The organism is Nocardia sp. NPDC050406 (assembly GCF_044459025.1).
Lineage (GTDB): Bacteria > Actinomycetota > Actinomycetes > Mycobacteriales > Mycobacteriaceae > Nocardia.
Map to the genome: position 1 here is coordinate 859,539 of NZ_JBITIM010000001.1, position 23,221 is coordinate 882,759.

General features: G+C 69.0%; 25 protein-coding genes. 17 read left to right on the forward strand and 8 right to left on the reverse strand.

What is annotated here, in order from left to right; all coding sequences use genetic code 11:
* Positions 1 to 4: 4 nt before the first annotated feature.
* Positions 5 to 904, reverse strand: coding sequence for a hydroxymethylglutaryl-CoA lyase (locus ACIBH2_RS03985; RefSeq protein WP_397113181.1), 900 nt, complete (start codon positions 902 to 904; stop codon positions 5 to 7).
* 129 nt (positions 905 to 1,033) lie between these two features.
* Here ACIBH2_RS03985 and ACIBH2_RS03990 point away from each other — a divergent pair, with 129 nt between their 5' ends.
* Positions 1,034 to 2,242 carry a CaiB/BaiF CoA transferase family protein gene (locus tag ACIBH2_RS03990; RefSeq protein WP_397113183.1) on the forward strand — a complete coding sequence of 403 codons (1,209 nt, stop codon included), beginning with the start codon at positions 1,034 to 1,036 and terminating at the stop codon, positions 2,240 to 2,242.
* 12 nt (positions 2,243 to 2,254) lie between these two features.
* Positions 2,255 to 2,878, forward strand: coding sequence for an isochorismatase family protein (locus tag ACIBH2_RS03995; RefSeq protein WP_397113185.1), 624 nt, complete (start codon positions 2,255 to 2,257; stop codon positions 2,876 to 2,878).
* Between the two features lie 9 nt (positions 2,879 to 2,887).
* Here ACIBH2_RS03995 and ACIBH2_RS04000 read toward each other — a convergent pair whose 3' ends face one another.
* A complete protein-coding gene (locus ACIBH2_RS04000; protein WP_397113187.1) occupies positions 2,888 to 3,772 on the reverse strand; it encodes a hypothetical protein in 885 nt (294 codons plus the stop codon).
* A gap of 99 nt (positions 3,773 to 3,871) precedes the next feature.
* On the opposite strand from ACIBH2_RS04000, the gene ACIBH2_RS04005 reads away from it, so the two are divergent.
* Positions 3,872 to 4,579: a hypothetical protein gene (locus ACIBH2_RS04005; RefSeq protein ID WP_397113189.1), complete on the forward strand. Its 708-nt coding sequence runs from the start codon at positions 3,872 to 3,874 to the stop codon at positions 4,577 to 4,579.
* Positions 4,580 to 4,581: 2 nt separating this feature from the next.
* Here ACIBH2_RS04005 and ACIBH2_RS04010 read toward each other — a convergent pair whose 3' ends face one another.
* Entirely contained in the window at positions 4,582 to 5,367 is a 786-nt protein-coding gene (locus ACIBH2_RS04010; RefSeq protein WP_397113191.1) for an IclR family transcriptional regulator, read from the reverse strand.
* A 114-nt stretch (positions 5,368 to 5,481) separates the two neighbouring features.
* Here ACIBH2_RS04010 and ACIBH2_RS04015 point away from each other — a divergent pair, with 114 nt between their 5' ends.
* From ACIBH2_RS04015 to ACIBH2_RS04035, 5 genes are read left to right on the forward strand one after another with little or no spacing between them, the layout of a single operon-like run.
* Entirely contained in the window at positions 5,482 to 6,006 is a 525-nt protein-coding gene (locus tag ACIBH2_RS04015; protein WP_397113193.1) for a flavin reductase family protein, read from the forward strand.
* Positions 6,003 to 7,319, forward strand: coding sequence for an acyl-CoA dehydrogenase family protein (locus ACIBH2_RS04020; RefSeq protein ID WP_397113195.1), 1,317 nt, complete (start codon positions 6,003 to 6,005; stop codon positions 7,317 to 7,319). Before ACIBH2_RS04015 ends, ACIBH2_RS04020 begins: the two co-directional genes overlap by 4 nt.
* On the forward strand, positions 7,316 to 8,704 hold the full coding sequence (locus tag ACIBH2_RS04025) for an aldehyde dehydrogenase family protein (RefSeq protein WP_397113197.1): 1,389 nt from the start codon (positions 7,316 to 7,318) through the stop codon (positions 8,702 to 8,704). The genes ACIBH2_RS04020 and ACIBH2_RS04025 overlap by 4 nt, the downstream gene beginning before the upstream one ends.
* Complete coding sequence (locus ACIBH2_RS04030; protein WP_397113199.1) at positions 8,701 to 9,843, forward strand: FAD-dependent oxidoreductase; 1,143 nt, start codon at positions 8,701 to 8,703, stop codon at positions 9,841 to 9,843. Before ACIBH2_RS04025 ends, ACIBH2_RS04030 begins: the two co-directional genes overlap by 4 nt.
* Positions 9,840 to 11,258, forward strand: coding sequence for an aldehyde dehydrogenase family protein (locus ACIBH2_RS04035; protein WP_397113201.1), 1,419 nt, complete (start codon positions 9,840 to 9,842; stop codon positions 11,256 to 11,258). Before ACIBH2_RS04030 ends, ACIBH2_RS04035 begins: the two co-directional genes overlap by 4 nt.
* On the opposite strand, the gene ACIBH2_RS04040 is transcribed toward ACIBH2_RS04035, so the two are convergent.
* The 5 genes from ACIBH2_RS04040 to ACIBH2_RS04060 are packed head-to-tail and all read right to left on the reverse strand — an operon-like array spanning position 11,234 to position 14,727.
* On the reverse strand, positions 11,234 to 12,034 hold the full coding sequence (locus tag ACIBH2_RS04040) for an alpha/beta fold hydrolase (RefSeq protein WP_397113203.1): 801 nt from the start codon (positions 12,032 to 12,034) through the stop codon (positions 11,234 to 11,236). The genes ACIBH2_RS04035 and ACIBH2_RS04040 overlap by 25 nt on opposite strands.
* 24 nt (positions 12,035 to 12,058) lie before the next feature.
* Positions 12,059 to 12,385 carry a Dabb family protein gene (locus ACIBH2_RS04045; RefSeq protein ID WP_397113205.1) on the reverse strand — a complete coding sequence of 109 codons (327 nt, stop codon included), beginning with the start codon at positions 12,383 to 12,385 and terminating at the stop codon, positions 12,059 to 12,061.
* Positions 12,382 to 12,969, reverse strand: a complete 588-nt coding sequence (locus ACIBH2_RS04050; protein ID WP_397113207.1) for a neocarzinostatin apoprotein domain-containing protein — start codon at positions 12,967 to 12,969, stop codon at positions 12,382 to 12,384. Before ACIBH2_RS04050 ends, ACIBH2_RS04045 begins: the two co-directional genes overlap by 4 nt.
* Positions 12,970 to 12,988: 19 nt before the next feature.
* Complete coding sequence (locus tag ACIBH2_RS04055; RefSeq protein WP_397113212.1) at positions 12,989 to 13,579, reverse strand: neocarzinostatin apoprotein domain-containing protein; 591 nt, start codon at positions 13,577 to 13,579, stop codon at positions 12,989 to 12,991.
* The gene (locus ACIBH2_RS04060; RefSeq protein ID WP_397113214.1) at positions 13,576 to 14,727 is read right to left on the reverse strand and encodes a hypothetical protein; all 1,152 of its coding nucleotides are present in this window, start codon (positions 14,725 to 14,727) and stop codon (positions 13,576 to 13,578) included. Before ACIBH2_RS04060 ends, ACIBH2_RS04055 begins: the two co-directional genes overlap by 4 nt.
* Before the next feature lie 251 nt (positions 14,728 to 14,978).
* Between ACIBH2_RS04060 and ACIBH2_RS04065 the strand changes: the two genes are divergently transcribed.
* From ACIBH2_RS04065 to ACIBH2_RS04105, 9 genes are read left to right on the forward strand one after another with little or no spacing between them, the layout of a single operon-like run.
* Positions 14,979 to 16,595: a carbon-nitrogen hydrolase family protein gene (locus ACIBH2_RS04065; protein ID WP_397113216.1), complete on the forward strand. Its 1,617-nt coding sequence runs from the start codon at positions 14,979 to 14,981 to the stop codon at positions 16,593 to 16,595.
* Complete coding sequence (locus ACIBH2_RS04070; protein ID WP_397113218.1) at positions 16,592 to 17,401, forward strand: oxidoreductase; 810 nt, start codon at positions 16,592 to 16,594, stop codon at positions 17,399 to 17,401. The genes ACIBH2_RS04065 and ACIBH2_RS04070 overlap by 4 nt, the downstream gene beginning before the upstream one ends.
* A complete protein-coding gene (locus tag ACIBH2_RS04075) occupies positions 17,398 to 18,345 on the forward strand; it encodes an alpha/beta hydrolase family protein (RefSeq protein ID WP_397113220.1) in 948 nt (315 codons plus the stop codon). Before ACIBH2_RS04070 ends, ACIBH2_RS04075 begins: the two co-directional genes overlap by 4 nt.
* A gap of 12 nt (positions 18,346 to 18,357) precedes the next feature.
* Entirely contained in the window at positions 18,358 to 19,479 is a 1,122-nt protein-coding gene (locus ACIBH2_RS04080) for a Rieske 2Fe-2S domain-containing protein (RefSeq protein ID WP_397113222.1), read from the forward strand.
* Positions 19,476 to 20,165: a hypothetical protein gene (locus ACIBH2_RS04085; protein ID WP_397113224.1), complete on the forward strand. Its 690-nt coding sequence runs from the start codon at positions 19,476 to 19,478 to the stop codon at positions 20,163 to 20,165. Before ACIBH2_RS04080 ends, ACIBH2_RS04085 begins: the two co-directional genes overlap by 4 nt.
* Positions 20,162 to 21,070 (forward strand): hypothetical protein, encoded by a 909-nt coding sequence (locus ACIBH2_RS04090; RefSeq protein WP_397113226.1) that lies wholly within the window; start codon positions 20,162 to 20,164, stop codon positions 21,068 to 21,070. Before ACIBH2_RS04085 ends, ACIBH2_RS04090 begins: the two co-directional genes overlap by 4 nt.
* Entirely contained in the window at positions 21,067 to 21,837 is a 771-nt protein-coding gene (locus ACIBH2_RS04095) for an SDR family oxidoreductase (RefSeq protein WP_397113228.1), read from the forward strand. Before ACIBH2_RS04090 ends, ACIBH2_RS04095 begins: the two co-directional genes overlap by 4 nt.
* Complete coding sequence (locus ACIBH2_RS04100; protein WP_397113230.1) at positions 21,834 to 22,478, forward strand: hypothetical protein; 645 nt, start codon at positions 21,834 to 21,836, stop codon at positions 22,476 to 22,478. Before ACIBH2_RS04095 ends, ACIBH2_RS04100 begins: the two co-directional genes overlap by 4 nt.
* On the forward strand, positions 22,475 to 23,215 hold the full coding sequence (locus tag ACIBH2_RS04105) for an arylmalonate decarboxylase (protein WP_397113232.1): 741 nt from the start codon (positions 22,475 to 22,477) through the stop codon (positions 23,213 to 23,215). Before ACIBH2_RS04100 ends, ACIBH2_RS04105 begins: the two co-directional genes overlap by 4 nt.
* Positions 23,216 to 23,221 lie beyond the last annotated feature (6 nt).

The following is a 23,221-nucleotide window of genomic DNA, read 5'->3' on the forward strand; positions in this document are numbered from 1 at the left end:
CGCGTCAGCGGGCGGGCGTCGGAAACGGCCCCGCCCGACCGAGCAGCGCGGGTACGGGTTTGCCGAGCAACTCCCCCAGCCACGTCCCGGTTTCGCTGACGCGGTCCATCCGAACGCCGGTGGACACCGCCATCCGATCGAGCATGTACAGCAGGTCCTCGGTGGCGATATTGCCGGTGGCATTGGGCGCGAACGGGCAGCCCCCGACGCCGCCGGTACTGGCGTCGAGGACCCGCGCACCCGCATCGAGGGCGGCAATGGCATTGGCGTAACCGGTATTTCGCGTGTTGTGAAAGTGACACCGCACCGCCGCCTCCGGAGCCGCCGCCGCGGTACCGCTCACCAAGGTGCGCACCCGATCCGGCGTGCCGACGCCGATGGTGTCGGCGAGCGCGATCTCGTCGGGACCCGCCTCCGCGACCCGACGCACCAGATCGAGTACCGCGCCGGGCGCCACCTCACCCTCGAAGGGGCACCCGAACGCGGCGGCGATGGTGACGGTGCGGAACAGTCCGGCATCGGCGGCGCGTTTGGCCAGCGCCGTCCAGCGCTCGACGCCCTCGGCCGTATCGCAGCCCTGGTTGCGGCGGCTGAACGTATCCGTCGCCACCACAACGACATTGATCTCGTCGACGCCCGCCGCCAGCGCCCGGTCCAGACCGCGGTCGTTGAACACCAGCCCCGCATAGGACACACCGTCCACGCGCGGCACCCCCGCCATCACAGCCTCGGCATCGGCCATCTGCGGAACCCGTTGCGGATTCACGAAACTCACCGCCTCGATGCGCCGCAGCCCGGCCTCGATCGAGCGCTCCACGAGCCGGACCTTGTCGGCGGTGGCGATGATCTCCGCTTCGTTCTGCAATCCGTCCCTGGGCGCGACTTCCACTACGGTGACGTCCACTCCGGCCTCCCATGCGCTTGTCTTGCAGCACTGTTTCACTGAGGGATACAGTGTTACCACTTTCAAACTCACCCTACCGGACCGCCGAACCGCGCGGAATCGGTTGCACCACAGGAATGGAGAGGCCGAATGACAGCCGAAACGACCGCCGGGCCCCTGGCCGATCTGCGCGTGATCGAAATGGGCCAGCTGTTGGCCGGGCCGTTCTGCGGACAGCTGCTGGGCGATTTCGGGGCCGAGGTCATCAAACTCGAGGCGCCCGGCGTCGGCGATCCCATGCGCCAGTGGGGCCGCGAGCAGTCCCAGGGCAAATCGCTGTGGTGGCCGGTCGTGGCCCGCAACAAGAAGTCGGTCACCTGCGATCTGCGCAATCCCGAAGGCCAGCGCCTGGCCCGGGAACTCATCGCGACCGCCGATATCGTGATCGAGAACTTCCGCCCCGGCACCATGGAGCGTTGGGGCCTGGGCTACGAACAGCTGCGCGAGATCAATCCGGGCCTGATCATGGTGCGCGTCACCGGTTATGGCCAAACCGGCCCGTACGCGCCGCGCGCCGGGTACGGCTCCATCGGCGAGGCCATGGGCGGAATCCGCTACACCACCGGCGATCCCGACCACGCACCGGCGCGCACCGGCATCTCACTCGGCGACTCCCTCGCCGCGGTCTTCGCCACCATCGGCACCCTCGCGGCCGTGCACCACAAGGAGCGCACCGGGCAGGGACAGCTGGTCGACTCGGCCATCTACGAAGCGGTCCTGGCCATGATGGAATCGCTGCTGCCCGAGTACGCGGTCACCGGCTACCAGCGCGAGCGCACCGGCTCGGTCCTGCCGAATGTCGCCCCCAGCAATGTCTACCCCACCGCGGGCGGTGAGATGGTCCTCATCGCGGCCAACCAGGACACCGTGTTCACCCGGCTCACCGAACTCATGGGCAGGCCCGAATTGGCCTCCGACGAGCGGTATTCCACCCACACCGCCCGTGGCGCGCGCATGGACGAACTCGACGAGCTCATCGCCGCGTGGACCGCCGACGCCGACGCCGAGGAACTCCTCGAAACCCTGCACAAGGCCGGAGTGCCCGCGGGCCGCATCTACACCGCGCGGGATATGTTCAACGACCCGCATTTCGCGGCCCGACAGGCCATCGTCCGTGTCACCCACCCGGAACTGGGCGAGCTTCCCATGCAGAACGTGGTGCCCAAGCTCAGCGCCACCCCCGGTTCCGTCCGGCATGCCGGGCCGGACCTGGGCGAGCACAATGCCGAGGTCTACGGCCAGGTGCTCGGCTTGGACGCCGACCAGATCGCGAAACTCGCCCAGACTGGCGTCATCTGAAGGGGACGGCACGTGAAGGATCTCGTCGAGGACGCCCGCGCGGCCGGTTACAACACGCCGCTGGGCGCGGGTACCCGGCCAGCCGTGCTGGTCATCGATATCTGCGCGGCGTATGTCACCGACGGCTCCCCGTTGCGCGCACCCGTCGAAGAGGCGGTGCGCGCGGCGGCGACCATGGTGAAAAGCGCACGGACAAGCAAGGTTCCGGTACTGTTCACCCGCGTCTCCTACCGGCCCGGCAGCACCGACGGCGGCCTGTTCCGGCGCAAGGTGCCCACCCTGTCGGTCTTCGAAGAGGGCAACCCCCTCGGCGAATTCCTCGACGACCCCGCACCGTTGCCGGGTGAGACCGTGGTGACCAAGCAGTATCCCAGCGCCTTCCACGGCACGGCGCTGGCCGCGAATCTCACCGCCGAGGGCATCGACACCCTGCTCATCGTCGGCCTGACCACCAGCGGCTGTGTGCGCGCCACCGCTACCGACGCGCTCCAGCACGGCTTTCGTCCGCTGGTGGTCGCCGACGCCTGCGGGGACCGCGACCCCCGGCTGCACGAGGCGAATCTCTACGACCTCAATGCCAAATACGCCGATGTCCTCGATCTCGACGCGGCGCTGCGCGTGATCGAGGACCGGTAGCGGGGTGGCTCAGCGGATTTCGACCTCGACACCCGCCGCGGCACGCGGCCCGCTGTCGTAGACGAAATCCCGTGCCGAGGCATCGCCGAGCTGCGCGAGGAACCACATGGCCGTCCACCGGGCGGCGGTCGTGATGGTCTCCTCGCGCGGCGCGGTCCCGACCCGGCTGTCGGGCGCGGCCCCCGGCGGGTTGTCGATATCGGCGAGCCCGAAGTGGTTCGCGCCCACCAGATTCACGAAGACTCCCGTCGGCAGGCCCGCCATGGTCCGGAAGCTCTCGTGCGCCTCGGCCGGTTCGCTGACCCCGTCCTCGGTGCCGTTGATGTACATCACCGGAATCCCTTGGACGTCAACAGGATCCACCGTGCCGCCGACGGTGGTGTTGGTGCCGTGACCGACGATCGCCTTCAGCTCCGGCGGATGCCGGTAGCTCAGGCCGAAACAGAACGGCACCTGGCACCGGTCGGCCGCGGCGTACAGCGCCGCCGCCCCGCCGTAGGAGTGCCCGGCCACCACGAGCGTGTTCGTGTCGACCAGTCGCCCCACCTCGGAGGTCGGATCGGCCGCGCGTTGGCGCGCCCACTCCATCACCTCGGTGAGCGAGAATTCGCTGGGCAGGCTGTAGAAGGGAATCGGATAGCGCTCGGGCACCACCACGACGAAGCCGTAGGACGCGACCTCGGCGGCGAAGCGGGCGTAGTGGCCGCGGCGCACATTCGCGCCGGGCAGCAGCAGTGCCACCGGCATCCGGTGGTCGGAGTGTTCGGGATACCAGACGGTGGCCGCGTCCGAGGCGACGCGCGTTTCCTCTTGGCGCACACCGTCATCGGCGGTGGCGGAGGGCACCGCGGTGAGTAGGAGCAGGGACAGGGTGGCCGCCAACAAGCTGCGCATGAGACCCCGTTTCGATTGTGGAAACACCGTTTCGATGTGAAACTATCGGCGGAGCCTACAACGAAACAGCGTTTCGCAGAAGAGAACAGGGAGAGATGGATGGGCGCACACCCCAATGGTTGGTGGATTCTGCTGCACCTGGTGTTGTTCGTGTTCTGGCTGGGTGGCGACCTCGGCGTCTTCTACTCCAGCCGGTTCGTGATCAACCCGAATCTCACACCACCCGCGCGGGCGACGGCGCTGGCCATCATGAGCGGCCTGGACCTGGGGCCGAAGATCTGCCTGGTGTTGTTCCTGCCCAGCGGCATCACGCTGATGGCCCTGGAACCGCACGGCGCGTCACTGTTCGGGATCGCGCTGTTCCCATGGTGGTCGGTGGTCGGGGTCTGGATCTTCGCGGCGATCTGGTTGGCGCTCACCGTGATCGCGCATCGCACGCACGGGAGTATCGCCAGTGTGAAGCGCGCCGACCTCGCCATCCGCTTCGCGGTCATCGCCGCCATGGTGGTGTCGGGGGTCTACACCTTCGTCGCGGCGGAGCCGTTCGGCGTCACCACGAATCCGAAGTGGCTGGGCGGCAAGATCCTGCTCTACGCCACCGCCATCGCGGCCGGGCTCGGCATTCGAATGACCTTGCGCCCCTTCGGCCCCGCCTTCGCGACACTGATGTCGACGGGGCCGACCGACGAGGTGAACACCACGCTGCGCCGCAGCGTCGACGGCTGTCTGCCCTATGTCTGGGCGATCTGGGGCAGCGTGCTGGTGGCGGCGTTGCTGGGGGTGCTCAAACCCGCCGCGAACCTGTGACGCTAGCCCGCGTAACCCAATTGCGCCGAGACCGCCCCCGCCGCCTTCTGCAGCAGCGGCAGGCACTCCTTCATCCTCGGCTCGAAGCGCGACAGCGGGCCGCACACGCTGATGGCGGCGACCACGCCGCCATCGTGGTCCAGCACCGGCGCGGCGATCGACGCCGCGCCGATCTGGCGCTCCCCCAACGACACCGCGTATCCGCGCTTGCGGATCTCGGTGAGTTCGGTGCGCAGTTTGCGCGGCGTGGTGATGGTGGCGTCGGTGAACGGCGTCAGCTCGTGCCGGTCGAGGTACTCGTCGATCTCCTCCGTGCGCAGGAAGGCCAGGATCACCTTGGAGGAGCTGCCCGCGTGCAGCGGGTAGGGCACCCCGAGCGCGACCTCCATCCGCAATTCCTGGTCCGGCACAATCTGATCCACGTACATGCGGGTATCGCCGCGGCGGATCGACAGGGTCGCGGTGTCACCGGTGGCCACCGCCAGCCGCCGCAGCTCCGGTCCGGCCATCACCCGCAGATCGGTGCGCGCCAGATAGGCCCGCCCCAGGGCGATGGCGGCGTGACCGAGCGCGTAGCGGCGCGTGGTCGGCTCCAGGGTGATCAGTTCCCGATTGCGCAGCGCGGTGAGAATGCGATGCACGGCGGCCTTGGTGAGGCCCAGTTCATTGGCGATCTCGGTGACCCCGAGATCGGGACGGCCGGTACGGCCGAACAGCAACAATACGTCCATGGCGCGTTCGACGGCGGCGATGGAGCGGCTCTGACTCTCGGCTTCGGTGTCCGGCACGGGATACAGCTTAGGCCACATGATTTCCCAATGGGAAACGGCTCGCCGAATTCCCGGTTACGCCAACAATCTCCCGGTCCACGGCTTGCACAGCGCTACCCGTAGCGTTACCGTGTGCGTAACAGCGTTTCCGCTATCGAAACGGAGGCCACGGTGGATCCGACAAATCTCCGTGCGGTATTGGCGCAATGGGCGACCGGCGTGGTCGTGGTGACCACGACCCGCGCCGACGGTGAGCGACACGGTATGACCGCGAGCTCGTTCACCAGTGTGGCCCTCGATCCGCCACTCGTCTCCATATGTCTGGCTTCGGCCAGCACGACCTGCCGATTGATCAGGCACAGCGGCGTTTTCGCCATCAATGTGCTCGGCCACGACCACGAGGACATCAGCCGCCGCTTCGCCACCTCGAGCAGCGAGGTCGGCGACCGCTTCGGGGTGGGTGAGTGGCGGCGCTCGGCCAGCGGCGCGGCCGTGCTCACCGACGCGGTGGCCTGGCTGGACTGCGTGGTGGCCGCCTGCCACCCGGCCGGTGACCACACCATCGTGCTCGGCCTGGTCCAGGACGCCGCCGCGCCGCGGCCCGCACCCCCGCTCATCTATCACGACCGCACCTACTACGAGGGGATTGCCCGATGAACGGCGATCAATTGACCGGCGAACGGCTCGTCGAAGATATGACCGAGGCCGAACGCGACCGCGCGCGACGGGTCGAATCGGTCCTGCCGACCCTGCGCGCCGCCGCCGAGGCGGCCGACCAGACGGCCACCTTCCCGGCCTCGCACATCGCGCTGTTGCGCGAGGCCGGACTGCTGGGCCTGGTGGTGCCGGAGAAGTTCGGCGGCCTGGGCGGTACCCTGCGCGATCTCGCCGCCGCCACCTTCGCCATGGGAACCGCCTGCCCCTCAACGGCTTTGGCGTTCTTCTTCCACAACACCAGCGCCTCGCGCGGACTGTTGCCGCTGGAGGCCATCGACGCGGGCCTGTTCGCCGAGGAGGAGATCCCCGAGGTGCGCGCCTTCGCGGAGAAGGTGCTCACCCGCATGGCCGACGGGGTGTGGCTGGCCAATTTCGCCTCCGAGTCGGTGAAGACCGCCGCCGCGAACATCACCATCGCCACCACCGCCCGCAAGGTCGACGGCGGCTGGATTCTGAAGGGCGAGAAGTCCTTCGGCTGCGCGACCGGGGTCGCCGACTACTACCTCACCTCCGCCAAACTGGAGGGCTACGACACCGCCGAGGGTTTGGCGACCTTCTTCGTCCCGCGCGACGCACCGGGTGTCAGTGTGCGCGCGCCGTGGGACGGCCTGGGCATGCGCGCCACCGCCAACAATGGCATTCGCCTCGACGACGTGTTCATTCCGGCCGACGAGGCCTTGGCGGTCCCAGGCGCGTTCACCAAGATGCTCACCATGAGCAGAGGCAGTTTCGTCGGCAACCAGCTCGCCATCGCGGCGGTGTACACCGGGTGCGCGCAGCACGTCTACGACGAGACGCTGGCGACCACCACGCGCAAGACCTTCGCCGACACCGGCGAGCCCATCGCCTCCTCCCCCGTGCACCAGGTGCTGATCGGCGAGATGACCCGGCAGTTGCGCACCGCCTACCTGTGGCTGCGCTACCAGCTCGCCATCGAGACGGTCGAACCGCCGATCAAACCGAAGCAGGAGGTGTTCACCCAGTGGCGGCTCGGCAAGGGCGCGGTCACCGAGGCGTGCTTCCAGGTGGCCTTGGGCGGACTCAAGGCGGGCGGCACCTCCGCGGCGTCCATGAGCGGCGTGGCGGGCCGGGCGCTGCGCGATCTGGCCATGGGTCTGGTCATGACCTTCCCCGCCGAGCGGGGCATGTTGGAGGTGGCGCGGATCGTGACCGACGCCAAGGCCAATGAATTGTTCACCACCGCACCGGATTCGGCCCCGAACACCGCCGCACCGGAAGGGGCCGCGCGATGACGGCCGAACTGCCCGCGATCGTCGACCTGGTCGACGGTGACTGGGGTACGCCATCGGTGGATCTCGGTGTGGCGCTGGAGGATCCGGCGACCGGAGCCGAGGTGGCGCGCGCCGTGGCCACCGCCCCCGAACGCGTCGAACTCGCCCTCGCCGTGGCGGAGCGCGCGTCCGGGGCCAGCACACCGGAAATGCTGGACGCCATAGCGGATGCCCTCGAGCCCCGGCTGGCGCGCATCGCCGAACTCGACGCGTTCGCAACGGGCGTGCCGATCGGCCAGGTCACGCCGCTCGGCGCGATCGTCGCCGGATCGTTCCGACTCGCCGCCGATCAAGTGCGCGGGGGCCTGCTGCGCGAGGACCGCGACGGCGTGCGGGTGCATCGCCTGCCGCTGGGTCCGGCGCTGTGCCTGGTGCCTTGGAACGCGCCCGCGCCCATGGCCGCGCACAAGGTCGCCAACGCGCTCGCCGCGGGCTGCCCGGTCATTCTGAAAGTCAGTGAGCTGACGCCCTACAGCGTCGTCCTGCTCGCCGAGGACATTGCCGAGCACGTCCCGCCGGGCATGTTCCAGCTCGTGCACGGCGGCGTCGCCACCGGTGCGCAGTTGGTGGCCGACCCGCGCATCAAGGCGGTGTCGTTCACCGGCGGCCTGGCGGGCGGACGTTCGGTCGCCACCGCGTCGGCCCCACTGCTGCGCCCGTGCCAACTCGAATTGGGCGGTAACAACCCACTCGTGGTGCTGCCCGACGCGGATCTCGATACCGCCGCGCGCATGGCCGCCGAACTGCTGACCACCCTCAATGGCCAATGGTGCCGCGCACTGGGCCGGTTGATCGTGCCCGCCGATCGCTCCGCGGAACTGCTCGAGGCGATCGGTGAACGCTTGGACGCCTTGCGATTCGGGCCTCCGCTCGATCCGGGGACCGAGTTCGGTCCGCTGGTGCACTCGCGGCACGCCCGTACCGTGCGCGATGCGCTGGCGGGGCGCGAATTCCGTTCGTACGGCAAAACGCCCGATGTCGGAAACTATGTCGCGCCAACGCTTCTCGGTGAGGACCTGGCCGACGAGGTGTTCGGCCCGGTCGCCGGAACCGTCACCTACGACTCCGTCGAAGAGGCGGTCCGGCTGGCGAACGCGGTGCCCTACGGCCTCGAAGGCTATGTGTGCGGTACCGACGAGCAGCTGGCTTTGACCGTGGCGCAACAGATCCGGGCCGGTGAGGTCAAGGTGAACGGGTCCTCGATCATGAGCCTGCACCTGATGACCCCGCGCCCGGCGTGGGGGTGGTCCGGACTCGGCGAGGAGGGCACCGCGGAGACCCTGCGCTTCTTCACCGGAGCGCGGGTCGTGGGTGTCGAGGGCCGCTTCGCCCTGCACACCTCATGAGCGGCGTCGTCGTGGTGGGCGCGGGACCGGTGGGGCTCACCGCCGCGCTCACCCTCGCCCGTCGCGGTATTCCGGTCACCGTCCTGGAACAGGGCGGCGCACTCGCCACCGAATCGCGGGCCTCCACCTTCCATCCGCCCACCCTCGAGATGCTCGACGGGCTCGGCGTACTGAAACCGCTGCTGGCACAGGGGATCATCGCCTCCACCTTCCAGTACCGCGAGCGCGGCGGCGGCGCGATCGCCACCCTGGATCTCGGTGTGCTCGCCGAGGACACCGCCTATCCCTTCCGGGTGCAGTGCGAGCAGAGCAGGCTCACCCCGATCCTGCTCGACGCCTTGCCCGCACACGCGCGGGTGCGTTTCGGGCACGAAGTGCTCGGCCTGTCCGGCGGTGACGACGGCGTCATCCTGCACACCTCGCGCGGCCCGGTGCGCGCGGACTGGGTGATCGGCGCGGACGGCGCGCATTCGGCGGTGCGACGCGGTCTCGGCGCGGGATTCGAGGGCAGCACCTATCCGGAACGCTTCCTGGTGGCCTCGGTCGACGAGGATCTCGAGGCGGCGCTGCCCGGGATCGCGCCGATCAACTATGTCTTCGATCCCGAGGAATGGCTGGTGCTGCTGCGCACGCCGCAGCACTGGCGGGTGCTGCTCCCCACGCCCGCCGACACCCCGGACGATCTCGAATTGTCCCGTCTGCCACAGCGTTTGACCGCCGTGGCCGAGCTGGGGCGACCGTGGCGGCTGTTGCACGCCTCGCTCTACCGCGTCCACCAGCGGGTGACCGAATCCTTCCGGCGCGGCCGGGTGCTGCTGCTCGGCGACGCCGCGCACGTGAACAATCCGCTCGGCGGCATGGGTATGAACAGCGGTATCCACGATGCCGTCCAACTCGGTGGCGCGCTCGCCGACGTGCTGGCGGGCGGTTCGGAGTTCGGGCTCGACACCGCGGCGCGATGGCGGCGCACCGTGGCCGTCGAACACGTCCAGCGCGCCAGTCACGCCAATTGGCAGCGCCTGCGCGGCCAGGACGACGGATTCCGCTCGCATGTCGAGGAATTGGCCGCCGACCCGGTCGCCGCCCGCACCTATCTGCGCCGCGCCTGCCTACTCGATTCCCTGGAGCCGCAGCGATGATCACCCGAGAGAATCCGGCCCACCCCACGGAGATCGTCGGCTCGGTACCGGTCACCGAGCCGACCGAGGTCGACGCCGTCGTCCAAGCGGCACACCGCGATTACCGCGACTGGTCGACCCAACCCCTGCCGCGGCGGCTCGACGCCTTGGCCGCCGCCGCGGACGCGTTGGCGGCCAAGGCCGACGACCTCGCCGTGCTGTTGGCGCGCGAGACCGGTAAGCCGGTGGCCGACTGTCGCGGTGAGATCGGTTTCGCCGCCACCTATCTGCGCTGGGTGCGCGAGAACGCGCCGCGCGTGCTGGTGCCGTCGGTCACCGACGACGCGCAGGGCCGAACCGTGTGCACGCCGGAGCCTTTCGGCGTGGTCGCCGCCATCACCCCGTGGAACGCGCCGATCATTCTCGCCGTGCTCAAGCTCGGTCCGGCGCTGGCCGCCGGAAATACCGTGGTGCTCAAGCCTTCTCCGCTCGCACCCTTGACGGTGGCCGAGGTGGCGGCGCTGCTGCCGGGCACCCACGTGATCCACGGCGGCCCGGAGACCGTGCGGGCGCTGGTCACCCATCGGCTCGTCCGCAAGGCCGCCTTCACCGGCGGCGAGCAGGCGGGCCGGGCCATCGCGGCGGCCGCCGGACACGCCCTCAAGCCGGTGGTCCTGGAATTGGGCGGCAATGATCCGGCGATCTTCCTCGACGACTTCGCGCTCACCGCCGACGATTACGACCGGCTGGTGCTGGCCTCGTTCGCCACCGCGGGCCAGGTCTGTATGGCCGCCAAGCGCCTCTATGTGCCCAAGCGGCGCTTCGACGAATTCCTGGAGTCGTATCTCGGTGCCGCACACCGCATTCTGCGCGTCGGCGACCCTCTGGACGAACAGGTCACCATGGGCCCGGTGGTCAACGCGGCCGCGGTGGCGCGCATGAACGACCTCATCGCCGATGCGTGGAACCGGGGCGGCTGGATGATCCCGCTCGCCGATATCCCCGACAACGACGGCTATTACGTGGCCCCCTCGCTGGCGCTGGACCTCCCCGACGAATCGGATCTGGTGCGCCAGGAGCAGTTCGGTCCGCTGGTCCCCGTCCTCACCTACGAGGCCGAAAGCGAGGCGATCGCGCGCGCCAACGACTCCGATCTCGGTCTGGCCGCTTCGGTATGGTCCGCCGACGAGGACCGCGCCCTCGCGTTCGCGGCCCGGCTGGAAGCCGGATTCACCTTCATCAATACCCACAACCGCACCGGGATGTCGCTGCGCGCCCCGTTCGGCGGTACCAAGAACAGTGGTTTCGGCCGTGAGTACGCCGACGAGGGCTTGCGGGAGTACGTGCAGTCCACCGTCATTCACGCCCCCGCCGCATTCCGCAAGGGCGGCGCCGGGATGCCCGCGCGCGCCTACCCGAATTCCGGTGCGCGCTGAAACTTCCGGATCGCCTCGGCGATCTCGCGGGCGTGCGTGAACACCAGCGGATGCGGGCCGTCGAGCCAGGAGGCGGCGATCTCGGGTTTCGCGCGCACGAGCCGTTCGATACCCGCGCGCCAGTTCGCGTTGTGCCGGGGTACGCGCCCCTCGTCGCTGTCGCCCGCGATGGCCAGCGACATGATCATGGTGATCGGTAGGTCGAGCTCCCGGAACCGTTCCAGAATGGCCGCCCGCACCACATCGATCTCGCGATCCAGTGCGATCAGATCCGCCACGCCGAGCAGCATCTGATGCGCGGTCCCCTTGGCGCGCTCGAACTCCTCCCACATCTCCGGGTCCTCGCGCATGGCCTGAAACTGCGCCGCGTCGGCGTCGGTGATGAACGGTTCGGGCAGGGGATTCGCGCCATCGACGAGGACGAGCCCGGAGACGGTGTCCGGGTGCTCGCTGGCGTAGTACACGGCCAGGTCCGCACCCAGCGAGTAGCCCGCCAGCACCGGCGGCGACGGCAGGTCCAGCCGACCCACCTCCGCCATGACGGCGGTCAGATCGCTGAGGAATGCCGCGAAGTCGTACCGGTCGGCGGTCGAGCTGCGGCCGTGGCCACGCAGATCGAAGGTGATCACGTCGTGGTCGGCGCGCAGCAGGTCGACCAGCTCACGCTGGTCGGCCTGGGTCGAGAGCAGCCCCGGACACAGGACCAGCGGTCGCCCCCGGCCACCGCGAGACACCGCCAGGGTGACGCCGTCGTGGTGAACCGTGAAGTCCCGCATAGTCCCTGCCGTTTCCCCCGGGAGCTATCCGCTGCCGGGCAGTGTCTCGGTGGTCGTCCTCGGCCGACGGTAGTCCACCACCGCCCGCGCGGCCAACCTCGGCACCAACCAGGCCCCGACCTCACGGTGGGCCGGATGTTGTTGATACTCCAGCAGTTCCGCCTCCGACGCGTGCGTGGTCGCCAGGTACAGGTCATAGGAGACCGAGGTGGCGAGTTCGTCCAGCGCGACCGTCATGGAACGGATCTGCGGGACCGCGCTGTCGAGTTCGGCGAGCAGCTTCGCCGCGTGCTCGGCATCGGCGCGGTCGTGGAATTTCATGAGCACGATATGGGTGAGGGCTTCGGTCATCGAGTGCCTCCGCCGCGCCGCCGGAGCACCAGCAACACGACCACCGCCGCGATGATCACGACCGCCGCGCCGACGGCGATCCAGATCGCGGTGCCGCTGTCCTCGTCCTCCTCGGCCACCGTGTCGGTGTCGGGTGCGGCGGCGGTGGTCGTCGTCTGCTTCGGGCCGAAGCTCAGCGGCACCGAGGCGAGAATGTTCGACGCGTCGGTCAGGCTGGTGACGGCGATCGTGCACGCCCCGGGCGCGGAGGTACAGTCCACGCCGCCGATCGACGCCGCCAGCGTCACCACGTATTTGCCGTCGTTGGGCTGCCACTTGCCCTGTGCGTCGGCCTTGCCCATGATCGAGCCGCCGAGGTTGCAGTCGGTGGGCAGGGTGATCTGCGGCTTGCACTGGCCGACGGCGACGGTCGGCAGATTCGGCGGCAGTCCCTCCAGGGCCACCGTCACCGTCTGTCCCGGTGTGAGACCGGAACTTTCGTCCAGGGTGAGCGTGGGTGCGGCCACGGCTGTCGGGGCGGTGGCGACGAGCGTGCCGACCAGGGCGGCCAGCAGCAGCCCGAAGCGCAGTCCGGTCTTTCTCATATTTCCTCCTCAGGGGATTTCACAGCCGCCGCCGGTCGGCGAGGGCGATGACGGCGACAATGCTCAGCAGGGCGGCGGTCGCCGCCCAGAGGACAGTGGATGGACCCTCGATATCGGAGTCCGAGCGCACCGCCGCGGTGGTCGCCGGGGCGGTGGCGACGGGCAGATTCGCACCGGCGAAAGTGACTGGTATCTCGGCGGAATTGGCGGCGATCACGGCGTCGGGTTCGGTACCGGGCAGCGGCGCGGCGGCGATCACGCACTGCTGTTTGGTGCAGTCGATGGCGTTGAAACTGCGGCGCGCGGTGATCGTGACGGTCGGGAAACCGCCGTCGTCGGAGATATTGACGAAGGTGGCGCCGCCCTCCAGGTCGCAGTCCTTCAAACCATTGGTGAACCCCTGCTTGCACAGGCCCACCGCGACGGCCGACAGGCCGGGCCGAAATCCACTGCCGTCCACTGTGATTCGCTGCCCCTCGGTGAGATCGGAGCTGGCACTGACCTGGATGCTGGCCTGCGATTCGGCGTGCGCGGCGGGCAGCGTGGCGACCATGGGTAGCGCGGCGATGGCCACGGCGGCGGCCAGACGTGCGGCGGCGGAACGGATCACGAGATGCCTCCTTGGAGAAGCGGGGCGGCGGCGGATCGCGGCGCGAGCGCGGCGCGCCCGCACAGCACCGCGCCGATGAGCGTCGGCACCGAGAGCAGGGTCAGACCGGTTCCGGTGCCGGAGAACTGTTCGACTCCGGCCACGAGTCCCAGTCCGGCGGCCCCCGCCACGGCCACCACCAGCGCGGTGATCGCGGCGCTGCGCGGTGTCACCGCGGCGGATCGTCCGGTGCCGTAGGACAGTTGGACCAGCTCGAAATCCAGTCCGCGGGCCGCGCGGGCGCAGGCGATCAAGGTGACGGCCAGACCGATCGCGAGCGTGGACTCCCCGGGTGCGGTCGCGACGAGCAGCGGCCCTCCGGCTCCCAGCACCAGCAGCGGCGGGACGGCACTGGTATCCGGACCGGGCAGCGCCAACACGAGCGCCGCCGAGAGCACCGCCAGCAGCAGGAGATTCGTCTGTTCGGCTCCGAAGGTGTTCCAGCGGAACAGGAGTAGATGCAGCGCGGGCAGAATGGTGCCGCCGACCAGCGCGCCGACCACGGCATAGCCGATCAGCAGGCCGCGCGGCAGCGCGCCGGGGCCGACGTCGTATCCGGCGGGCGTATCCCGTCGCGGCGCTATCGATTCCACCGCGACGACGAGCGCGCCGAGTACGGCGGTCAGCGCCCCAGCGACGACGAGGCCGGTCCCCGGATCCGCGACATACAGCGAGGCCATGCCGCCCGCCCCGGCCGCACCGACGGCGGTGGCCACCTGCCATCCGGTGAGCGTCGCCCGGCTCTCGAAGGCGACCATGCGCGCCGCCACGATGAGCGGCCCGGCGGCTGCGCTGGCGACCAGCACGGCCGCGACGAACACCCACAGTGTGGAGACCAGGCCCGCCACCGCGAAACCCGCACCCGCCAGCACGGCGCAGCCGCCCGCGACCCGTCGGGAGACCGGCCACCGCAGGGTGAGAAGCGCGGTGACACAACCTATTACGAGGCAGGTCATCACGATGTACCCGACCGCCGCGCCGGGGATACCGAGTATCCCGCCGAACGGTTTGGACAACAGCGCCAATCCACCGGCAGCCACCGGACCCGCCAGGGTTCCGGCCAATATCAGGGCCGTCTTACCACCGGCGGGGGAATCGGAGGTCGTCATAGCCACCCTCCTGCAAGCGTTTCTCTGTAGGAAACGCGGTTTCGGAATTGCCATATTGAACCTGCGGTACCCACGGGTGTCAAGGCGGACGACCGCGTAACCCCAGGGAAACAAGGCGTTTCGCGCATCCGGCATTACCGCGACGTGAAATCCCGGGCCAGCCCTGGACAGATCACCCGACCCGGTACAGAATCAGCTCTATTGGAAACAGTGTTTCGATGTAGGAAACACGCTAGGGAAGGGGCGAGCACATGACACGTGTCGCGGCCGCACAGCTCGCCGCGGGGACGGATGTCGAGGCGAACCTCGCCGCCTGCCTGCGCATGATCGACGCCGCCGCCGAGGCGAGGGCCGAACTCGTGGTGCTGCCGGAGTTCTGTAACCACCTATCCTGGTACGCCGACCGCGCGCACGCTCGGCGAATGGCCTGCACGCTGGGAGACGCCTTTCTCTCCACCATCGCGCAACGCGCGGAACGGCACGGGCTTTTCGTCAAGATCGGCGTGACGTTGGCGCGTTCGGACGGTCGCACCACCGGCACCAGCCTCCTGTACGGGCCGGACGGTGAACTGCTCGGCGAATCCGACAAGCAGATCCTCATGGGCGCGGAGAACGACTACCTCGATATCGGCCAAGACGATTCACCGGTCATCGACACCCCGCTGGGCCGCATCGGGATGTACGCGTGCATGGAGGGCGTGATCAACGAGGTCACCCGCTCCCTGACGGTGCGCGGTGCGCAGTTGCTGCTCAACAGCCTCAACTCGTTCGCGACCGATGAAGCGAGCCTGCACATTCCGGTGCGGGCCGCGGAGAACAGGGTGTGGGTGGTGGCCGCCAACAAGGTCGGCCCGCTGCTGCCGGAGGATCAGCTGCCCGCCATCGCCGAGCGCCTCGGCGTACCCGCGGACCGCCTGCACGGGGCGGGGGAAAGCCAGATCGTCGCACCGGACGGCACGTGTGTGGCCATGGCCCCGGCCACCGGCGAGGCGATCGTCGTCGCCGATATCGACATCGCGCGCGCCGACGACAAACAACGCGCGGACGGCACCGATATTCTCGCGGCCCGACGGCCGGAGCTGTACGCGCCCTTGGGCTCCTCGTTCACGGGGCGACGGGCGCGGGCCGGTGCGGAGACCATGGCCGCCGCGATCGCCGACCCGAGCGCCGACACCATCAGCGCTCTGGCCTTCGACGGCGTCGACCTGATCGTGCTGCCCGAACTGGCGGCGCTGCCGGTCGCGGATATCGCGCGGGCCGTGCACGGTACGACCGCCCATGTGGTCTCGACCGTTCTGGACGGCGACGCGCACCACGGTGTGCTGATCAACGCCGACGGTGTCGTCGCGCGGCAGCCGCAACTGCACGCGACCGCCCGCCACCCCTGGTGCACCGCGCTCGGCGACGAGCTCACCGTGGTCGAATTGCCGTGGGGCCGACTGGCTCTCGTGGTCGGCGACGACGCGCTGTTTCCGGAGACCTTCCGCCTGGCCGCCATCCAGGACGCCGATGTGGTGGCGGTGCCGTGCACCCCCACCGAACCCTGGGAGCTGCGTCTCGGCCTGCCCGAACGCGCGGCCGAGAACCGGCTCAATGTGGTCGCCGCGGGTCGCGGCGCGAGCGGGCTCACCGGCGGAATCTACGGTCTGAGCCCGGATTTCACCCTCTGGACCGCGTGGAGCGGTCCGTTCACCGGCGTGATCAGCCATCCCCTCGTCACCACCGTGCCACCCCGCGCGAGCAGTGCCCGCGCCACCATCCGTCCCGCACAGGCCGTGAACCGCACGGTCTCGCGGGGCACCGACCTCGTCGACGGACGCCCTCGCCGTCCGATCGACGCCATGACAACAACATCGGAGCAGCTATGAGCGAAACCCTGCGCCACGTCGAGCAAATGGTGGACGACACCCCGCGCACCGACGTGACCGAAACCTTCGAGGAGTGGCGAAACCTGTTGAGCGGGTTGCGCGATCGCATCGCCGAGCGCTTCGAACTCACCCGTGACCCGTCCACCGTCGATCTGGAGAGCTACGGCGACGCAGCCACCGGCCCGTCGGGCAGTCTGGCCGCCTACACCGGCCCGGAGATCGATTGGCTGGTGCACTCCTGGATCGGTGACCCGCGAACGGGTTTCGTGAACCTGCACCTGACCGCGTGGCTGGGACCGCACATTCGAGTGCCGCACCTGGGGTCGGCGCTGCTGCTGTGGCCGGACGGCTGGTTCTACGTGGACGCGATTCCGCGCGGCGACCTCGTCGGCGACGGCGACTACTTCGACAGCTACTACGCCCAGAACGACGAACCGTGGCTGGCGTTCAAGGAGGAGCACAAGGACTTCACCTGGTTCACCAGTCGCACCGGATTCATTCGCGGCAGCCTGTCCCCCACCGCCTACTGCTACTCCTTCCCGCCGACGCGGCCCAATCTCGATACCGTGGCCGACCTGCTGACCGCGCGCGTCGAGCAGTGGCTGGGCTGGGTGGATGCCGCGCAGCCGGTGCCCGAGGCGGAACGCGCCGACCTGGCCGCGCGGGATCTGGCGATTCGGCGCAATATCGCCGAGCGCGATCCGGCGAATGTCATGGGCGAGCGCCTCTTCGGACCCGAACTCACCCAGCGACTGGTGCGCGCCCTGTGGGGCGGCGACCGAGAACTGCCGAGGCCGACCGCATGAGTCTCGTTCGTTCCCTGTGGTGGTCGGCCCGCACCGCGGGCGAGGCCCCGTTCGACACCGCCCATCTGAAGGTCTACTACCCGGCCGTCGCCGCGGGCACCGACGCCGAACGACTGACCGGGTTTTTCGGCCCCGACCCGGTACACGCGCCGTATCCGGTGGTGGTGTTCCTCTCGGGCGTCAATGTCGGCCAGGACTCCTACCGCCGCTTCGCCACCGAGATCGCCGCCAGCGGATTCGTGGTGGTCACCATGGACCGGGTCGCCGAATTGTTCGGCGGGCAGCGCGGTCTCACCCCGGGCGTGGACCTCGACGCCGCCCGACCCGACGCCTACGGCAGCCGCCCGACCTGTCCGACCATCGGGGCCGTCCTCGCCGCGGTCGCCGAACTCAACGAGGTCGAGCCGCTGCGCGGCGCGCTCGACCTCGACCGCGTCGCGCTGGGCGGGCACTCCGCGGGCGGCACCGTGGTCTTGCAGTCGGCGCGTTTCTTCCCTTCCGTGGCAGCGGTTTTCGCCTGGGGCGCGCACACCATGGTGGCCACCATGCTGGGCTGGGAACCCGGCACGGTCCTGCCCGCGCAGGTCACCTGCCCGGTGCTGTTGGGAGTCGGCACCCACGACGGCGTCATCCAGGGCAGCGCGGACCGCTACGGCGAGGACGGGGCCGACCGGCCCGATCCGGTGCGGCGCACCTTCGCCGAGGCGCTGCCGGACGGCGACCATCTGCTGGCGGTGGTGCCCGGGGCCAATCACTTCGGCATCGCCGACGCCGACCCCACCGCCGCGCGCGCCTTTCTCGACGGCCCGGGCGAGACCGACGCCCTGGCCCCATTCTCCCGCCTCACCTCGCTTTTCCTTCGCGCACAGCTGCGCGACGAGGCGGCGGCCAAGGCCGAGCTGGCCGAATTCGACGATGCCGCGGTGCGGCTGACTCGACGATAGGAGCAGGACACGATGCTGAAGAACTTCTGGTACGCGGTGGAATTCGCGGACCGAGTCACCCGAAAACCGCGCAAGGTGACCTGCCTCGGACAGGATTTCGTGTTGTACCGCACCGTATCCGGCGGCGTGACCTGCCTGTCGGATCTGTGCGTGCACCGCGGCGGGGCGCTGTCGATGGGAACCGTCACCGGAGACTGCATCGCCTGCCCGTACCACGGCTGGCAGTACGACGCCGACGGTGTCTGCGTGAAGATCCCGGCCAATGCCGAGGAGCGCAAGATTCCCCGCAAGGCCCGCGTCGACGCCTACCCCACCGTCGAGCGCTACGGCATGGTCTGGGCCTTCCTCGGCGATCTGCCGGAGGAGGAGCGCCCGCCCATCCCGGTGCTGCCCGAACACGACGATCCCACGTTCAAGGCCGTGCACTACGAGATGGAGGTGAACGCCAACTACGAGCGCACCTTCGAGAACGTGGTGGACGCCGCGCACACCCCGTTCGTGCACGGCACCGCCTTCGGCAATCCGGACAAGCCGCAGATCCCGGATTTCCGCATCCGCCAGACGGATTGGTCGGCCGAGGCCGATATCCAGCTGTGTCCGCCCCCGCCCAGCGGCGTGTGGGGGCTGCTGTCCAAGCGGCGGCCGCGACCGGAGTACGTGACGGTCACCAATGCCTGGTACCTGCCGAATATCGTGAAACTGCACGTGCGGCTGCCCATCGGGGATCTCGTGCTCTACGACTTCAATATCCCGCTCTCGCAGGAGCGCACCCTCATCAAGATCATCGGGTATCGCAACTTCTTCACCGGCGACTGGGCCGACGGCAATACCCGCAAGCGCATCGAGAAGATCCTGCTCCAGGACGTGCCGGTGGTGGAATCGCAACGGCCCGAACTGCTTCCGTTCGACCTCTCCGACGAACTGCACGTGCGCAGCGACGGCCTGCAGGTCGCCTACCGGCGGCGGCGACTCGAACTCATGAAGCAGGGCTGGTGGGTCGGCGGCGACGACATCATCACCGGTGATTCACCGCGCCGCACCGCCACCGTGATCCCCTCCCCCGCCCGCCGTGACAATCCCGAATTGGCCAGTGCCTGGGTGCACAAGGCCCGCACCGGAGGTACCGCCCAGTGAGTCTGCCCACCGCGCTCAGCGAGCGCACCCTGTCCACCTTGACCACCGCGCTGCACCTGGAGACCGCCGAGGATGTGGCGCTCACCAGCGCCATGGGGCCCGACCCGGTAGGTCGGCTGCGGGTACTGCGCGGCGGACCGATCGACAAGGTCGTCACCGTCGATCTGGTGGTGCCGCCCATCGGCCTGGACAGCCACATGATCTTCGCGTTCACCGGAAGTGATTCGGCCATACCGCATTTCACGCTCGATTCGGTACACGCTGGCGAATACCACGCCATGCACCTGGATCTGATTCCGCGCGCGGACCTCGCGATCAATCTGGAGTACCTCGACGCCGCCTTCCTGCCGCTCACTCCGCTACTGGAGGAGGCGTGGCAGCTCGAGGGCATCGCCCCGGCCGCCATCGGGCCGCGTCAGCGCGCCATGATGTCGCCGTGGATGGTGGTGTGCCGCGCCACCGAACCCGCGTTCCGGGCCTTGGACAGCACCGTCGACAGCTACCTGGCGCACTGGCTCACCCTGGTGGACAAGGGAGTTCCGGCCGTCGACGCCGAGCTCGCCGCCCGCGACCGGGCCAATCGCGCCAATCTGTTCAGCCCCGAAGTGGACCCGGTGTGGGCGCAGGTCACCCGGCTGCTGGGCGCGGAACAGTCCGAGCGGGTTCGCGGGGAGTTGGTCGCATGAGCGCCCCGAGCGAATTCCAGAAGCGCATCGACGGCGAATGGGTCGGCCGCCCTTCCCTTTTCGATCCCCAGGGCACGTGGCGCGGGTACGAGGACATTCGCCGGTCGTCGGTGTTCGACAACGGCGTCACCACCTACTACATGGACGGCGGCCTCACCGGCGGCGGCGACCTGGCGGGGCGCTTCGCGCTCGGCGCGCCGTTCGCCTTCGGTGTGCGTGACTCCGATACCGACCGGCTCTACACCGGGCCGGACTTCTTCGGATCCGGCCAGCCCTACGGCGGTTTCGTGGACGCCAACTACTACGGGCCGGGCTGGCAGGTGTCGCTGAACACCTGGAATCAGACGCTCGGCGACACCCAGGTGTATTCGTCGGTGCTGTACCAGGGGCCCGCGCTCGTCGGGGTGTTCAACGGCGTCTACACCCGCGACCCGAAGCTCGTCGACGAGCGCCTCGAGACCGAGACGCGCTGTGGGCCGGTACCTTTCACCGTGCCGACCAAGGAGAAGAGCAGCTACGCCGGTGACCTCGAACTGTGGGGCGCGAACCAGCAGCCGCTGGGCGGTCTGCGCATGGAGCTCGCCATCAACCCGGTGAGCCTGCTCGTCGCCGAACAGCATCTGATCATGTCCGGTCCGGTGGAATCCGATCTCACCATCACCGTCCGCCGCGACGGGGTGCGGTCCTTCCACGAGGGGCCGGACGTGTACGGCAATGGAAACGCCTACGGCCGAGCGAATTTCGTGCGACTGCACACCCAGGACGGACGCAGGCTCGTCGGCCGCGAGTTCATGATCGACGCCGAACCCGGAATGGGCGCGGGCTCGAAACTCGCTGTCGTGTACCAGATGTTCGAGCACAACGCGCTGGCCGCGGTCATGCACGGCGTACTGGAGCGAACATGAGCACCGTTGCGGTGACCGGCGGGACGCGCGGCATCGGTTTGGGGATGGTGCGCGCCCTGCTCGCGGGCGGACACCGGGTCGCGCTGTGCGGCACCGATGCCGAGCGCGTCGCGAAGGTGCGCGCCGATCTGGGCGACAATGCCGTCGTCGTGGTCGCCGACGTCACCGACCGGGCCCAGCTGCAATACCTGTGGAACGAGGCCGTCGCCAGTTTCGGCACCGTCGATATCTGGATCAACAACGCGGGGATCTCGCACGACCGGAAACCCTTGTGGGAGTTGCCCGTCGATGCCGCGCGCGCCGTGATCGACATCAATTTCATGGGCGTGCTGAACGGTTCCGCGGTCGCCATCGCGGGGATGGCGGGCGCGTCCGGCGGGCACGTGTGGAATATGGAAGGGCTCGGCAGCGACGGCCGCACCGTGCCCGGCCTCGCCACCTACGGGGCCAGCAAGCGCGCGGTCACCTATCTGACCAAGGCGCTGGCCAAGGAGATGCCCGCCGGGGTGTCGGTCGGACTGCTCAGCCCCGGCATGGTCACCACCGATCTGCTCACCCACGGATACGCCGATCCCGCCGCATTGGCCAAGGCGCGCAAGGTGTTCGACATTCTGGCCGACCCGGTGGACACCGTCGCGCCGTGGCTCGCCGAGCGCGCCGTGCACCACACCCGCAATGGCGCGCATGTGCGCTGGCTGACCACACCCAGGATCATCGGCCGCTTCGCCACCGCCCCCTTCCGTCGACGAAACCCCTTCGGCGAATGAGCGCGGTCGACTATCCCGTCTCCCTGGCCGTCGAGGACTACGTACCCGTTCTGTTCACCACCGCCGGGGTGCTGCTGCTCAGCCGGATGGTGTCGCGGCGCTGGGCGGCGCTGGGGGCGGCGGCGCTCATCGGCACCGGCGGATTCGCCAAGGCCACCGCGAAACTCGTCGCGGCGGCCGACGGCCCCGATCTGGTGTGGTTGCGCGGCATGCTCTTTCCGCTGCTGACCCTCGGATTCGCGCTGCTGTGCCTGGAGGTGGCGCATACCGTCAGCGGCCGGATACCGCGCTGGCTGGCACTGCTGGTGCCGATCCTGACGGTGCTGTGCGCGGCGGGTGCGGCGCTGGCCGCCGATCCGCTGCCCATGTTGGTCAGCACCACCGTCTTCGCCACCATCACCGGCGTATACCTCATCGAGATCGCCCGCAGGCGCGGTGACACCACCGCCGCCGCGCTGTTCGGCACCCAACTGCTGGTGTTCTTCATTCTCGGCCCGCTCGCCTCACGCCCCGATCAGACGGTGGCCTTGCAATGGGCCGAACAACTCTGCAATACCGCGGCCCAGGGCGCGTTCCTGATCGCCGCGTGGCGACTATCGGCCGTCCCCGTGCGGGCGGCCCGCGAGGAGATGATTCGATGACCGACGCACTGGGCTGGCGACGCAAATTCGGCGTGATCGCGCCCTCCACGAATACCATTGTGGAACCGGATTTCTACCGGATGGGCGTGCCGGGAGTGACATCGCATTTCAGCCGCATCCATATTCGCGATCAGAATATGAGCGACGACGACGGAATGGATCGGCTCCTGGAGCAGATTCGCGCCGAAATCGTCTCCGCCTGTGAACGGGTACTGACCTGCGAACCCGAATACATGGTCATGGGTATGTCCGCCGAGACGTTCTGGGGCGGCGTCGAAGGCAATCGACAGTTCGTGAAACAGATTCACGACGTGACCGGACTAGAGGTGGCCACCGGCGCGGAGGCGTGCCGCCGCGCCCTGGAATTGTTCGGGGCCAAGCGGATCGGCGTGGTGACGCCCTATCAGCCGATCGGCGACCAGAATGTGGTGCGCTTCTTCGGCGAGCTCGGCTTCGAGGTCGCCGCCATCAAGGGGCTCAAATGCCCCACCGCGGTCTCCATCGCACATGTCACCGAGGACGAGTTGCGGGCCGCGCTGCTCGAGGTGAACGACGGCGTCGACGCGCTCATCCAGTGCGGCACCAACCTGTCCATGGTGCGCCTGGCCGACGAGGCCGAACGGTGGCTGGGCAAGCCGGTGATCGCCATCAACGCCGCCACCTGGTGGATGGCCTTGCGTGACAACGGCATCACCGACCGCGTCGAAGGAGCCGGGTCGCTGTTGCGCGACCACTGACCGGTG

Coding starts and splice junctions, on each gene's coding strand:
- ACIBH2_RS04005 (WP_397113189.1), top strand. CDS start 3,872: ATGGGCGCACACCCCAATGGTTGGTGGATTCTGCTGCACCTGGTGTTG.
- ACIBH2_RS04040 (WP_397113203.1), bottom strand. CDS start 12,034: ATGCGGGACTTCACGGTTCACCACGACGGCGTCACCCTGGCGGTGTCT.
- ACIBH2_RS04025 (WP_397113197.1), top strand. CDS start 7,316: ATGACGGCCGAACTGCCCGCGATCGTCGACCTGGTCGACGGTGACTGG.
- ACIBH2_RS04100 (WP_397113230.1), top strand. CDS start 21,834: ATGAGCGCGGTCGACTATCCCGTCTCCCTGGCCGTCGAGGACTACGTA.
- ACIBH2_RS04035 (WP_397113201.1), top strand. CDS start 9,840: ATGATCACCCGAGAGAATCCGGCCCACCCCACGGAGATCGTCGGCTCG.
- ACIBH2_RS03990 (WP_397113183.1), top strand. CDS start 1,034: ATGACAGCCGAAACGACCGCCGGGCCCCTGGCCGATCTGCGCGTGATC.
- ACIBH2_RS04095 (WP_397113228.1), top strand. CDS start 21,067: ATGAGCACCGTTGCGGTGACCGGCGGGACGCGCGGCATCGGTTTGGGG.
- ACIBH2_RS04065 (WP_397113216.1), top strand. CDS start 14,979: ATGACACGTGTCGCGGCCGCACAGCTCGCCGCGGGGACGGATGTCGAG.
- ACIBH2_RS04090 (WP_397113226.1), top strand. CDS start 20,162: ATGAGCGCCCCGAGCGAATTCCAGAAGCGCATCGACGGCGAATGGGTC.
- ACIBH2_RS04060 (WP_397113214.1), bottom strand. CDS start 14,727: ATGACGACCTCCGATTCCCCCGCCGGTGGTAAGACGGCCCTGATATTG.
- ACIBH2_RS04000 (WP_397113187.1), bottom strand. CDS start 3,772: ATGCGCAGCTTGTTGGCGGCCACCCTGTCCCTGCTCCTACTCACCGCG.
- ACIBH2_RS04070 (WP_397113218.1), top strand. CDS start 16,592: ATGAGCGAAACCCTGCGCCACGTCGAGCAAATGGTGGACGACACCCCG.
- ACIBH2_RS04050 (WP_397113207.1), bottom strand. CDS start 12,969: ATGAGAAAGACCGGACTGCGCTTCGGGCTGCTGCTGGCCGCCCTGGTC.
- ACIBH2_RS04045 (WP_397113205.1), bottom strand. CDS start 12,385: ATGACCGAAGCCCTCACCCATATCGTGCTCATGAAATTCCACGACCGC.
- ACIBH2_RS04075 (WP_397113220.1), top strand. CDS start 17,398: ATGAGTCTCGTTCGTTCCCTGTGGTGGTCGGCCCGCACCGCGGGCGAG.
- ACIBH2_RS04105 (WP_397113232.1), top strand. CDS start 22,475: ATGACCGACGCACTGGGCTGGCGACGCAAATTCGGCGTGATCGCGCCC.
- ACIBH2_RS04020 (WP_397113195.1), top strand. CDS start 6,003: ATGAACGGCGATCAATTGACCGGCGAACGGCTCGTCGAAGATATGACC.
- ACIBH2_RS04080 (WP_397113222.1), top strand. CDS start 18,358: ATGCTGAAGAACTTCTGGTACGCGGTGGAATTCGCGGACCGAGTCACC.
- ACIBH2_RS04030 (WP_397113199.1), top strand. CDS start 8,701: ATGAGCGGCGTCGTCGTGGTGGGCGCGGGACCGGTGGGGCTCACCGCC.